The organism is Streptomyces sp. NPDC002795 (genome assembly GCF_042888725.1).
In the GTDB taxonomy this organism is placed as follows: domain Bacteria; phylum Actinomycetota; class Actinomycetes; order Streptomycetales; family Streptomycetaceae; genus Streptomyces.
Genome location: NZ_JBIAQB010000003.1, coordinates 272,591 through 285,207, shown reverse-complemented (window position 1 = coordinate 285,207; position 12,617 = coordinate 272,591). Strand labels below are relative to the sequence as shown.

Annotated in this window: 11 protein-coding genes; 6 read left to right on the top strand and 5 right to left on the bottom strand. The window is 72.4% G+C overall.

The window, feature by feature from the left end:
* Positions 1-28 precede the first annotated feature (28 nt).
* On the top strand, positions 29-1,117 hold the full coding sequence (locus tag ACFYWS_RS10615; RefSeq protein ID WP_389272589.1) for an acyltransferase family protein: 1,089 nt from the start codon (positions 29-31) through the stop codon (positions 1,115-1,117).
* On the opposite strand, the gene ACFYWS_RS10610 is transcribed toward ACFYWS_RS10615, so the two are convergent.
* Genes ACFYWS_RS10610 through ACFYWS_RS10595 form a run of 4 tightly spaced genes read right to left on the bottom strand, consistent with a single transcriptional unit; the run spans position 1,071 to position 4,525 of the window.
* The gene (locus ACFYWS_RS10610) at positions 1,071-2,582 is read right to left on the bottom strand and encodes an aminotransferase class I/II-fold pyridoxal phosphate-dependent enzyme (protein ID WP_389272586.1); all 1,512 of its coding nucleotides are present in this window, start codon (positions 2,580-2,582) and stop codon (positions 1,071-1,073) included. The two genes, ACFYWS_RS10615 and ACFYWS_RS10610, sit on opposite strands and share 47 nt — an antisense overlap.
* A 38-nt stretch (positions 2,583-2,620) precedes the next feature.
* Positions 2,621-2,833, bottom strand: a complete 213-nt coding sequence (locus ACFYWS_RS10605; protein ID WP_389272583.1) for a CDGSH iron-sulfur domain-containing protein — start codon at positions 2,831-2,833, stop codon at positions 2,621-2,623.
* A complete protein-coding gene (locus tag ACFYWS_RS10600; RefSeq protein WP_389272580.1) occupies positions 2,814-3,473 on the bottom strand; it encodes a HemK2/MTQ2 family protein methyltransferase in 660 nt (219 codons plus the stop codon). The genes ACFYWS_RS10605 and ACFYWS_RS10600 overlap by 20 nt, the downstream gene beginning before the upstream one ends.
* Positions 3,470-4,525 (bottom strand): iron-containing redox enzyme family protein, encoded by a 1,056-nt coding sequence (locus ACFYWS_RS10595; protein WP_389272577.1) that lies wholly within the window; start codon positions 4,523-4,525, stop codon positions 3,470-3,472. Before ACFYWS_RS10595 ends, ACFYWS_RS10600 begins: the two co-directional genes overlap by 4 nt.
* A 130-nt stretch (positions 4,526-4,655) precedes the next feature.
* Here ACFYWS_RS10595 and ACFYWS_RS10590 point away from each other — a divergent pair, with 130 nt between their 5' ends.
* On the top strand, positions 4,656-5,831 hold the full coding sequence (locus tag ACFYWS_RS10590) for an aromatic acid exporter family protein (RefSeq protein WP_389272574.1): 1,176 nt from the start codon (positions 4,656-4,658) through the stop codon (positions 5,829-5,831).
* Here the strand turns inward: ACFYWS_RS10590 and ACFYWS_RS10585 are convergent.
* Positions 5,771-6,616 carry an endonuclease/exonuclease/phosphatase family protein gene (locus tag ACFYWS_RS10585; RefSeq protein ID WP_389272571.1) on the bottom strand — a complete coding sequence of 282 codons (846 nt, stop codon included), beginning with the start codon at positions 6,614-6,616 and terminating at the stop codon, positions 5,771-5,773. The genes ACFYWS_RS10590 and ACFYWS_RS10585 overlap by 61 nt on opposite strands.
* A gap of 79 nt (positions 6,617-6,695) precedes the next feature.
* On the opposite strand from ACFYWS_RS10585, the gene ACFYWS_RS10580 reads away from it, so the two are divergent.
* Genes ACFYWS_RS10580 through ACFYWS_RS10565 form a run of 4 tightly spaced genes read left to right on the top strand, consistent with a single transcriptional unit; the run spans position 6,696 to position 12,617 of the window.
* Positions 6,696-8,222, top strand: a complete 1,527-nt coding sequence (locus ACFYWS_RS10580) for an FAD-dependent oxidoreductase (protein WP_389272568.1) — start codon at positions 6,696-6,698, stop codon at positions 8,220-8,222.
* A gap of 49 nt (positions 8,223-8,271) precedes the next feature.
* On the top strand, positions 8,272-9,261 hold the full coding sequence (locus tag ACFYWS_RS10575) for a YihY/virulence factor BrkB family protein (protein ID WP_389272565.1): 990 nt from the start codon (positions 8,272-8,274) through the stop codon (positions 9,259-9,261).
* A 21-nt stretch (positions 9,262-9,282) separates the two neighbouring features.
* Complete coding sequence (locus ACFYWS_RS10570) at positions 9,283-10,581, top strand: acetyl-CoA carboxylase biotin carboxylase subunit family protein (protein ID WP_389272562.1); 1,299 nt, start codon at positions 9,283-9,285, stop codon at positions 10,579-10,581.
* 14 nt (positions 10,582-10,595) lie between these two features.
* Positions 10,596-12,617, top strand: a complete 2,022-nt coding sequence (locus tag ACFYWS_RS10565; RefSeq protein ID WP_389272559.1) for a CocE/NonD family hydrolase — start codon at positions 10,596-10,598, stop codon at positions 12,615-12,617.

The window sequence follows — 12,617 nt, the reverse complement described above, 5'->3', positions numbered from 1 at the left end:
CTTGCGCAACCGTGAAAGGCCGGGAAACGTGATCCGGAGGTTCACCGACCGGGACGGAGGCCGTATGAAGGCGGACGGCCGTGACGCGTACTTCGACAACGCCAAGTACCTGGCCATCGTCCTCGTCGCGCTCGGGCACGCCTGGGAGCCGCTGCGCGGGGACAGCCGTGCGGCCTCCGCGCTGTACTTCACCGTCTACACGTTCCATATGCCGGCGTTCATCGTGATCTCCGGCTACTTCTCGCGGTCGTTCGACGCGAGCCCTCGGCGGATGAAGCGCCTGGTCACGGGCGTACTGGTGCCGTATGTGATCTTCGAGGTCGCGTATACGTACTTCAAGCGCACCGTGGGCGACGACCCGGACTACCCGATCACGCTGCTCGACCCCTGGTATCTGACCTGGTTCCTGATCGCGCTCTTCATCTGGCGGCTCACCACCCCGCTCTGGAAGGTCATCCGCGCGCCGCTGCCGCTGGCTCTCGCGGTCGCCGTGCTCGCCGCCGTCTCCCCCGACATCGGTGACGACCTGGACCTTCAGCGGGTGCTGCAGTTCCTGCCGTTCTTCGTGCTCGGTCTTGTCCTGAAGCCGGAGCACTTTCAGTTCGTGCGGCGCCGCGGGGCCCGGCTGGCCGCCGTGCCGGTGTTCGTGGGCGCGCTGCTCGTCGCGTACTGGGCCTCGCCGCGGATGACCGCCGCCTGGTTCTACCGCCGGGACAGCGCGCAGGAGCTGGGCGCGCCCGGCTGGACGGGCGTGGTGATGACGCTCGCCCTGTTCGGCTGCTCGGTGATCCTGATGGCCTGCTTCTTCGCGTGGGTGCCGGGGCGCAGGCTGTGGTGCACGGCGCTCGGCGCGGGCACCCTGTACGGCTATCTGCTGCACGGCTTCCTCGCGAAGGGCTCCCGCTTCTGGGGCTGGTACGACCACGCCTGGGTGCACACCCCGCTCGGCGAGATCACCGTCACCGTGATCGCGGCGTCGGTCATCACCGCCCTGTGCACACCACCCGTGCGATGGCTGTTCCGCTGGGCCATGGAGCCCGAGATGGCGTGGGCGTTCAGGCGGGATCCCGTCAAGCCGGACGCGGAGCGTCCTGTGCCACCACCCGGAGCGTCCTGAGCGAGGGGTCCGCCGGGTCGGGGACGTTCATGCCGGCATCGATTCCGGTGCGTAGATACGTGAGGACCGGGTCGGTGAGCCGCTCCCCCGGCAGCACCGTCGGGATCCCCGGCGGGTACGGGGTGGCCATCTCGGCGGCGATCCGTCCCGCGGCGCGGTCCAGCGGCACGTCCTCGACCGGCCCGAAGTACGCGTCGCGCGGCAACATGGCCTGTTCCAGGCGGAGTTCGGAGGGCTTCGGCACCGCGACCGTGGGCGCGCCGCGCAGTTCGGCGCGGTGTTCGGCGACGTCCCGCAGGCCGTCGAGGAGCGCGGCGAGCGTCGCCGGGGAGTCCGCGAAGGTGAGCTGGGCGCCGATCCTGCGGTGGTCGGCGATGTGCACGTCGAGGGCGCGGTGGGAGCGCAGCCAGTCGGCCACGCGGTAGCCGCTCGTGTCGAGGTCGGCCACGTCGATGAGGACGGGCAGCGGGTCGAGGTCGTGGGAGAGGCCGGGGCCCGTGAGGTCGTCTGGGCCGTACACGTGCAGGCCGTCGATCGCGTCGATGGCCTGCCGGGCGTCCGCCGCCAGGTCGAGGGCGTCGCCCAGGAGTTCGCGGCCGTGCAGCCGCATCTGCCGGCGCCAGCCGTCGAGACCCGCGTAGATGAGGACGGAGGGACTGGTGGTGCCGAGCAGGTCGGCGCGTGAGGTGAGCGTGGCCGCGTCGATGAGGTCGCCCCGCAGATGGAACACCGAGCCCTGTTCCAGGCCGCTGCCCATCTTGTGGATGCTGGTGACACAGACGTCGGCGCCCGCGTCCATGGCCCACTTGGGCAGGTCGGGGTGGAACGGCAGATGGGCGCCCCACGCCTCGTCGACGATCAGCGGCCTGCCCCGCGCGTGGCAGATCTCGGCGAGCCGCTCCAGGTCGGCGCACGTCCCGTACGGGGTCGGGCTGGTGATCAGCGCGCCGCGCGCGTCCGGGTGGCGCTCGAAGGCCTCCTCGTACGACTGCGGGGACGGCGCGTGTGCGAGGCCCCGCTCGGCGTCCCACTGCGGTTCGACCCACACGGGGTCGATGCCGCACAGGATCAGCCCGCTCACCACGGACTTGTGGGCGTCACGCCCGATGAGCAGCTGCTCGTGGGGCCCGGCGACCGCCAGCATGGCGGCCTTGACCGACAGGGAGCTGCCGCAGGTGGTGAAGAAGGTGTGGTCGGCGTGGACCGCGTCGGCCATCAGCTCCTCGGCGCGGAGCAGGACCCGGCCGCGCGTCCGGCGGTCGTCGAGGCCGCCGCTGGCGAGGACGTCCGCGTGGAAGGCGTCGCCGAGCACCCTCCTGGCCTGCTCGTCGGCGCCCCGCGCCTGCTTGTGGCCGGGTGGTGTGAAGGCGAGCCTGCCGTGTGCGTGGTAGGAGTCGAGGGCTTCCAGAAGGGGGGCGGAGGTGTGATCCATGGGGTCCGGGTACCGGGTGTCGGGCCTGTTCATGCCACCTGCTCCTGCCGGATCGTGTGGTGAGGGCGGATTCAGCCGCGCCGCCGGTGGCTCGTGTCGCACCAGGGGTAGCGGCGGCTGCGGCGGCAGGTGCACAGGGCGACCTCGAAGCGGTCCGACCGCACCGTCGTGCCGTCGTCGAGGGTGACCTCGACGGGGCCCTCGACGAGGAGCGGGCCGGTGCGCCGGGCGGTGATGCGGGTGACCTCGCGGCGCGGCGTCGGCTCAGTCGGTTCGTTCGGCACGGACGACCACCAGTCCTTCCCTCGACGCGTCGGCGGCGAGCAACTTGTGTCGCCGCAGCCACTGTTGGCGTTCCTCCAGGACGGGGCCGAAGGGGATCGATCTGCGGCCCACGACGTCCGCGCGCAGGCCGCTGGAGCGCAGGAGGTCGAGGGTGCGGTCGGCGTCGCTGAGTGCCGACTGGACGATGAGCAGTGTGCCGCCGGGGCGCAGCAGTGGCGGTGCGGCGCGGCAGATCCGGTCGAGCACCAGGCGCCCGTCGCGGCCGGCGTCCCAGGCCCGTGCGGCGCCGCGGCGCGGCACGCGGGCCGCGGGGGCGGGTACGTAGGGCGGGTTGGCGACGATGAGATCGAAGCGGCGGCCCATGACGGGCGCGAGCAGGTCGCCGCGCAGCACCCGCAGCGGCAGCCGGTTCAGGCGGGCGTTCAGCCGCGCGGTGAGCACGGCGCGCCAGGAGACGTCGACGGCGGTCACCCGTGCGCCGCGCCCGGCGGCGAAGAGCGCGACGGCTCCCGTCCCGGTGCCGACGTCGAGCACCTCCGCGCCGCGCGCGAGCGGTTCCCGCAGCAGTGCGTCGGCGAGCATCCAGGTGTCGTCCTGCGGGGCGTAGACGCCCGGGAAGGTGAGCAGTGGGCTGGTCATGTCGGGCTCCCTGGGTATGAGGACGAGCCCGGGCGCAGGGACGACTCCCCCGCCTCCCACGCGGCCCGCAGTGTCCGTCCGAAGCGGTCCTCCAGGTACCCGGTGGCGTTGACGCCGAAGGCGATGTCCCGGTCGAGCTCGGGTTCCTGGGCCAGGAGGCCGTCCACGACCTCATGGCGTACCACCTGCTCGTGCACGGCGTCGGCCTCGACGTGCTCGTCGTAGAAGAACACCGCGCGTTCGCCCGCGCCGACGCGGCGCAGCGCGTGGGCGAGGCGGCGGGAGCCCGGTGACGAGGTGGTCTCGACGGTGGCGAAGTGGCCGACCAGCGCGCCGCGCAGGGAGCGGTGCAGGCCGAACAGGGACATCAGGTTCACCAGGGCCAGCGCCTCGGCCGATGCCGCGTCGAGGTAGTGGCCGTAGTCGGGTGCGAGGTCCAGGTCGGCCATCAGGTCGGCGAAGAGCCGCGCGTGGATGCGGTCGGCGCGGCCGCCGCCGTACTCGTCGAACTCGATGGCGGCCATCCCCGCCTTGGGCCGCCCGTGCAGCCGGGGCAGCACCCAGGCGTGCGGGTCGGCCTCCTTGAGGTGGTAGATCGAGCGGTGCGCCGCGTACTCGCGCAGCTGCCACAACTCCCCCTTCTCACTGAGGAGATGGGTGAGGCCGTCGCCGTCCGCCGGTTCCACCAGCAGGTCGTCGAGGGCGTCGTGCGCGCGGGTGTGCCCGGTCGCGTGGGCACGCAGGTCGGACAGCATGCGCTGTTCCAACTGGCCTCGTACACGCAGGAGTTCCGGGTCCCATTCCAGGGTGTCGCGGACTCCGGCGAAACCCCTGTAGTGGAGTTCGTAGCACACGTACAGGGCCAGCTGGGCGTCGTCGCCGAGCGGGGGCGCCGCGGCGATCGCCTCCGGGCCGGGCAGCGGGTGGCGCGCGGCGCGCAGATGCCCGAGCACGGCGGCCGACACCGGTCCGCGCGGGGGCGGCAGCGCCGGGGCCCGTTCCTGCGCGGGGCCGGGCGCCGTGGTGGGCCCGCTGTCGTTTGTGGTGGTCATGGCGCCCGAGTACCCACACCCACCCGTACCACTCCCGGCCTGCGGTGTTTCACTCGACGCGGCCCGGGGAACCCGGCCGGGCACCTTTCCGACCGACGCTTCCCGCCCCCACACCTTGGAGGACGTACCGATGCCGCGACACATGCCGGGGCGCATGATCGTGGAGGAGTTCCGGGCCATCGGCGGTTCCGCACGCCGCGCCGTGTCGGTTCCGGGGCCCGAGCGGGCCACGGCCGTACAGGCGCTGAAGGCCTCCGCCGCGGCGATCGTGGCGTGGGCGCTGGCGGGCTGGTGGTGGAACGCGCCGATGGCGCTGCTCGCACCGTGGACCGCCGTGGTGCTGGTGCACAGCACCGTGTACCGCTCGGTGTATTCGGCGGTGCAGCAGTTCCTGGTCGTCGCGGCGGGCACGCTCATCGCCTCCGGCGCGATGGCGCTCACCCAGAACGTGATGATCGGGATGGCGATCGCACTGCCGATCACCGTGCTCATCGGCTCGTACGGGCGCTTCGGCGACCAGGGCTGGTACGCGCCGAGCGCGGCCCTCTTCGTCCTGACGTACGGCTCGTACGGTCTCGTGGAGATCGGTCACCGGCTCATGGAGACGGTGCTCGGCGCGGTCGTCGGCGTCCTGGTCAACGCGCTCGTGCTGCCACCCGTGCACACCAGCGACGTGCGGCGGCTGCGGACCCAGGTGCCGACGGACTGCGCCCGGCTGCTGCGGGAGATCGCGGACGGCATCGAGGGCGGGTACGGCGCGGCCGACGCGGAGGAGTGGCACGGGCGGGCGCTGCGGCTCGGCGCCACGGTCGCCGAGCTGCGCACCGCGCGGCACCGGGCGGACGAGGGCCGCCGGCTCAATCCGGGCCGCCGGCTGCGCCGCGGGCGCCCCGCCCCGCCGTCCCGAGACATCCGCTGGGAGCGGATCGCGGACCACCTCGCGGAGGCGCTGCGTTCACTGACGGAGGCCGCGCACGACACACCACCGTTCGCGACACCTCCGCCGCAGGCGCTGCGCGAGCTGGCCACGCTGTTCCGCTCGGCCGGCGAGGCGTGCGCCACGGACGCCGACCGGATCGGCCGTCCGGGCGGGGAGCAGGCCGCCCAGGCGCTCACCGCGGCGCAGGCGGCGGGCGACCGCATCGCCGCGTTCCTGGCCGATCCGGCCGGTCACGGCTTCGCGGCGCTCGGCGAGCTGACCACGGCGACGACGCGCCTGCTGGACGACCTGTCGGCGGCGACGGATCACTCCGGCCAGGCCCCGGACTCCCGCTCCGGCACCGCGAAGTCGGTCAACACACCGTAGTGATCGCTGACCTGGACGCCGTCGACCGGTTCGACGAGGAACCGCCGGCACGCCTCGACCCGCAGGGTCGGCCCGTGCCGTCCGCAGCGCGCCAGCACGTGGTCGATGCGGCGCCCCGGCTCCAGCGGCATGTCCCCCGCGCGCACCAGCGGATTGTCCGGGCTGAAGGTGTGTCCCGGCGCTGCGCCGTGCCGGGCCTCCCACGCGTCCTGATAGCAGACGCTCGCCCCGCCCAGGGACTGGAGTCCGCGCCAGAACCGCAGGCTCGCGGCGTCGGGCCCCGCGTCGAAGTCGCCGAGGACGATCACGTGCCGCAGCCGCCCGGCCCCCTCGGCGAGCATCCGCTCCGCCAGGAGGGCCGCGGCCCGCGCCTGCCGCTCCCGCTCGGCTTCGAAGCCGTAGGGCCAGCTCGGCTTGTGATGGACGACGAGGACGCCGCCGAGCGGCTCCTCGTACGCGACCTCGGCCGCGGCCACCCCGCACCACGGCGTAGCCGCCGTACGCTCGGTCACCTGCAACGGATCGGTGCGCACGCGGCCGAGCGGCGCGCGGACGGCGAGCACGGCGCCGACGCCGTCCGGGCCGCTGCGGGGGTGCGGGACGACCCGCCAGCCGTCGGCCTCCAGCCGCCGCACGTCGTCCGGTACCACTTCTTGCAGTGCCAGCACGTCGGGGGCGGCGTCGGCGAGCGCGGCGGCGAGGACGCCGCGGCGCGTGGGGCCGTCGGCGTACTCGGGGGCGAGGACGTTCATGGTCAGCGCGCGCAGGCGCGGGTTCGCGGCCATCGGAGCTCCTTGTAGGGGACACCTGCCGGGTACCCGGCAGTCAGAGCGTGATCAGCCTTTTCGGGGGAACCCGGCCGCCATGACCGAGAGCGCATCCATCCGGAGTTCGTACTGGATCGAGTCCGCGCCGGGACGGGACTTCCCGCCGCTGGAGCGGGACGTGAACGTGGACGTCGCGGTGATCGGCGCGGGCATCGCCGGGCTGAGCACCGCGTGGGAGCTGACACGCTCCGGGCTGAGCGTGGCGGTCCTGGAAGCGGGCCGCATCGCCGAGGGCGTCACCGGGCACACGTCGGCCAAGCTGTCCGCGCTGCACACACTGACCTACCAACGATTGCGGCGCACACGTGGCTCCGAGGCCGCCCGCCTGTACGCGCGCTCCCAGTCCGAGGCCGTGGAGCACGCCTTCGAGGTGTCCGAACTCCTCGGTGTCGACTGCGAGTTGGAGCGCCGCGACGCCTACACGTACGCGACCGACGGCCACCATCTGCCCGCGGTGCGTGCCGAGGCCGAGGCGGCGCGGGCCGCAGGGCTTCCCGCGTCGTTCGTGACGCAGACCGGTCTGCCGTTCCCCGTCGCGGGAGCGGTGCGCGTCACCGGCCAGGCCCAGTTCCATCCGCGCAAGTACCTGCTCGGGCTCGCCGAGGACCTGCACGCGCGGGGCGCGCTGCTGTACGAGCACACGTCGGTGTTCGGCCTGGAGGAGGACCACGCCTGCCATGTGACGGCCGAGACGGGAGCCACGGTGACCGCGCGCGACGTGGTCGTCGCGACCCACTACCCCATCTTCGACCGGGCCCTGCTGTTCGCCCGGCTCGCGCCCCGCCGGGAGCTGGTGGTGGCCGCGCCGATCGACGCGGAGCGCGACCCGGACGGCATGTACATCACGCCGGAGGACAACACGCGCTCGGTGCGCACCGCGCCCTACGAGGACGGGCAGCGGCTGCTCATCGTCACCGGCGAGAAGTTCACCCCCGGCACCGGGAACACCCCGCTGCGCCTGGAGCGCCTCGTGGCGTGGGCCGAGGAGCACTTCCCCGGCATCGAGCCCGCCTACGGGTGGGCGACGCAGGACACCTTCCCCTGCGACACGACGGCACTCGTGGGCCGGCTGCACCCGGCGGCCAAGCACACGTACGTCGCCACGGGCTTCGGCGGCTGGGGTCTGAGCGGCGGCATCATGGCCGGCCGGCTGCTCAGCGCGCTCATCACGGGGCGTGAGGAACCCGAGTGGGCGGGCATCTACGATCCTCGCCGGGTGCGCTCGGTGCTGCGTGAGGCGCCCCGCTTCCTGAAGCACCAGGCGGACGTGGCCTATCACTTCGTGGGTGACCGGGTGCGGTCCCCGAGCGTCGACTCCGTCGACGAGCTGCGCCCGGACTCCGGGGCGGTGCTGCGCACCAAGGGCGGGCGCGCGGCCGTCTACCGGGACGCCGACAGCAAGCTCCACGCCGTGTCCGCGCGCTGTACCCACCTGGGCTGCCTGGTCGCGTTCAACGCGGCGGAGCGCGCCTGGGAGTGCCCCTGCCACGGCTCCCGCTTCGACACGGACGGGACGGTCGTACAGGGCCCGGCGACCCGGGGTCTTGAGCAGCGCGACATCTGAACCCGCTGATCCGAACCCCCCGGCGGCGAGCGCGAGTTGAGGGAGGGCCATGGCCGACCACGAGCGTCGCGGTCACGAGGAGCCGAGGGATCCGACGGATCTCCCGGCCCGCTCGTGGTGGGCCGTGCTGCGCCGCACCGGCAAGGAGTCCCTCGACGACGATCTGCCCGACCGGGCGGCCGCGCTGACGTACTACGGCGTCCTCTCGCTCTTTCCTGCGCTGCTCGTCCTGGTGTCCCTGCTCGGCGTGGCCGGCGAGCGGGCGACGCAGGGTGTCCTGGACAACCTGCGCCACCTCACACCGGGTCCCGTGCGGGACCTGCTCAACGATGCCGTGGGGCAGTTGCAGGACAGGGGCGGGTCCAGCGGGGTGATCGCGACGGTGAGCCTGCTGACCGCCGTCTGGACGGCCTCCAGCTACATCGCCGCGTTCATCCGCACCGCGAACGCCGTCTACGACACGGAGGAGGGCCGCCCGCTATGGAAGCTGACACCGCTGCGGCTCGCGCTGACCGTCACGTTGATGGTGCTGCTCGCGGCGAGCGCGACCATCGTCGTGTTCACAGGACCGCTGGCCAAGCGCGCGGGTGACTGGCTCGGGGCCGGTGACGCGGCGCTCATGACGTGGAACATCGCGAAGTGGCCGGTGCTGCTCGCGCTGATGGTCCTGATGGTGGCGCTGTTGTTCTGGCGCGCCCCCAACGTCCGTGGTCCCGGCTTCCGCTGGCTGAGCCCCGGCAGCATCCTCGCCGTGCTGCTGTGGCTGCTCGCCTCCGGCGGCTTCGCGCTGTACGTGGCCGGGTTCGGCTCGTACAACAAGACGTACGGCACGCTGGCCGGCGCCATCATCTTCCTGGTCTGGCTGTGGCTGTCGAACCTGGCGCTGCTGCTCGGCCTGGAATTCGACGCGGAGCTGGCCCGGCAGCGCGCCATCAGCGCCGGCCGGCCCGAGGGCGAGGAGCCGTACGTGGAGCCACGTGACACCCGCAAGTGGCCCTCACGTGTGCCACTGAGGCGCAGGGGTACGCGGGAGCCCTGACCACCTACTTGGGAGCCGTCCGTGAGCAACCGACCACCGAACGTCTTCGTGCTGGGCCTCGACGAGGCCAATCTGCCGGCACTGCGAGCCGTCCCCGGCACCGACCGCATGAACCTGCACCCGCTGCTGTCCGCGACGGAACTTCAGAGCGGGGAGGTGCACGTGCCCGATCTCATCGACCGGGCCTGCACCGTCCTGGACGGGTTCGAGGGGTCCATCGACGCGATCGTCGGCTACTGGGACTTCCCGGCGAGCACTCTCGTCTCCCTGCTCTCCGAGCGCTACGGAACGCGCGCCACGAGCCTGGAGTCGGTCGTCAAGTGCGAGCACAAGTACTGGAGCCGGCTCGTCCAGCAGGAGGTCGTCACCGAGCACCCGCGCTTCGGCCGGGTCGATCTGACCGCCGAGAACCCGAGCCCCCCGGACGGTGTGCGCTTCCCGATGTGGCTCAAGCCGGCCCTCTCGTACTCCTCCGAACTCGCCTACGGCGTAGGGGACATGACCGAGTTCCGGGAGGCCGTCGACGCGATCAAGGCGGGCATCCACCGGGTCGGCCGGCCCTTCGAGTACATACTCGACCAGCTCGACCTGCCCCCGGAGATGGCCGACGTCGGCGGGCAGGTGTGCCTCGCGGAGGAGACGCTGAACGGGGTGCAGGTCGCCGTCGAGGGATACGCGCACGACGGCGAGATCACCGTGTACGGCGTCCTCGACTCGATCAACTACCCCGATTCCACCAGCTTTCTGCGCCACCAGTACCCTTCGGCGCTGCCCGAGCCGGTGCAGCAGCGGCTGCGTTCCGTCGCCGAGCGCGTGATGCGGCACATCGGGTGGTCGGAGGCGACGTTCAGCATCGAGTTCTTCCACGACCCGGCCACCGACAGGACGGCCATCCTGGAGATCAATCCGCGCCACTCCCAGTCGCACGCCGAGCTGTTCACCTACGTCGACGGGGCGGCGAACCACCACAGCATGCTCGCCCTCGCCCTCGGCCGCGACCCGGCGCTCCCCCGCCGCAAGGGCCCGTACACGCTTGCCGCCAAGTGGTACTACCGCTGGTTCACGGACGGCGTCGTCCACCGTGTGCCGTCGGACGAGGAGATCGCCCGCATCGAGCGGGAGATCCCCGGCGTCCGCATCGACCTGGTGCCCGACGAGCCGCAGCACCTCTCCGACAGCGGCCACCAGGACAGTTACAGCTACGAAGTGGCACACATCTTCACCGGCGGAGACAGCGAGGAGGAGCTGCGCGAGAAGTACGACCGCTGCGTGGCCGCGCTCAGTCTCGGCCTCGACACACCGGCTGAAACCCCGTCCTGAAAGACGCACCCCCCATGCGACACATCGATGACCTTCCGCACCCGACGAAGGAAGAGGACCACCTCACGATCCCGATGCCGGACGGCGTCCGGCTGTCCGCGCGCGTCTGGCGCCCGGTCTCGTCCGACAGCGCGCCCGTCCCCGCGATCCTGGAGTACATCCCTTACCGCAAGGGGGACTTGAGCTCGGTTCGCGACTCGATCCACCACCCGTACATCGCGGGACACGGCTACGCCTGCGTCCGTGTCGACGTGCGGGGCACCGGTGACTCCGAGGGTGTGCTCACGGACGAGTACCTGGAGCAGGAGCAGGAGGACGCCGAGCAGGTGCTCGCGTGGCTCGCCGCGCAGGACTGGTGCGACGGGTCGACCGGGATGATGGGCATCTCGTGGGGCGCGTTCGCCGCGCTCCAGGTGGCGGCCCGGCAGCCGCCGAGCCTGCGTGCGATCGCCATCTCCTCGTTCACGGACGACCGGTACGCGGACGACATGCACTACATGGGCGGCGCGCTGCTGTCGGACAGCCTCGCCGAGGCGGGCACCATGTTCGCCTACTCCACGTGCCCGCCCGACCCGGCCGTGGTCGGCGGGCGGTGGCGCGAGCTGTGGCACGAGCGGCTGTCCGCCGTCGATCCGTGGGTCCTGAACTGGCTGCGCCACCAGCGCCGCGACGCGTACTGGCGGCACGCCTCTGTCTGCGAGGACTACACGGCCGTACGCTGCCCCGTCCTCGCCTCCAGCGGCTGGGCCGACGGCTACTCGAACGCGGTGACCCGTCTCCTCGCCCACCTCGACGTCCCGCGCAAGGGCCTGGTCGGCCCGTGGTCGCACAAGTACCCGCACCTCGGCGAGCCTGGGCCCGCCATCGGCTACCTCCAGGAGGTGGTGCGCTGGTGGGACCACTGGCTCAAGGGCGCGGACAACGGCGCGATGGACGGGCCGATGCTGCGCGCCTGGATGCAGGAGAGCGTGCCGCCTTCCACGTCGTACGAGGAGCGTCCCGGCCGCTGGGTCGGCGAGCTGTCGTGGCCGTCGCCGCGCGTCGAGGAGACGTCGTTCGGACTCGGCGACCGGCACCTGGCGGGTCCTGACGAGCCGACCCCCGAACCCAGGGACGCCTCCGTCCGATCCCCGTTGTCCGTGGGCCAGTTCGCGGGAAAGTGGGCGTCGTACAACGCGCCGCCCGACCTTCCCTACGACCAGCGCGAGGAGGACGGCGGCTCGCTCATCTACGAGACGCGGCCGCTCACCGAGCGCCTGGAGATCCTCGGCTCGCCGCGCGTCGAACTGGAGGTGAGCGCGGACCGCCCGGTGGCGACGGTCGCCGCGCGGCTGTCCGACGTGGCGCCCGACGGCCGGGCGACCCGGGTCACGTACGGGATCCTGAACCTGACCCGCCGCGAGGGCACCGGCGAACCGGACCCCCTCGCACCGGGCGAGCGCTGTCGCGCGGTGCTCGAACTCAACGGGGTGGCGCAGGCGTTCCCGCCCGGCCACCGCGTCCGGCTCTCCCTGTCCACGTCGTACTGGCCGCTGGCCTGGCCACCGCCCGAGCCCACGCTCCTGACCGTGCACGAGGAGGGGTGCCGCCTGTCGCTGCCGGTACGGCCCGCGTCGGCTCCGGACGACGCGCCGCCCTTCGAGCCGCCCGAGGGCGCGCCCCCGATCCGGTCGACGCGGGTGACGCCGCCGGAGGAACGCTGGGAGGTCACCCGTGACCTCATCAACTACGGCGCGGCCCTGGACATCGTGAAGGACCGGGGCACGATCCACTTCGACGCGGCGGACATCGACGTGGGGTGCCGGGCGCACGAGCGGTACACGTCCACGGCGGACGACTTCACGTCGCCGGAGGGCGAGTCGACGTGGACGATGCGCTTCCAGCGGGACGGCTGGGACGTACGGGTGCGGACGAGTACGACGCTGACCTGCGACGCCATGCAGTTCTACGTCAACGCGACACTGGACGCGTACGAGTCCGACCGCCGGGTGTTCTCACGGACGTGGAACGAGACGGTGCCGCGGGACGCGTTGTAG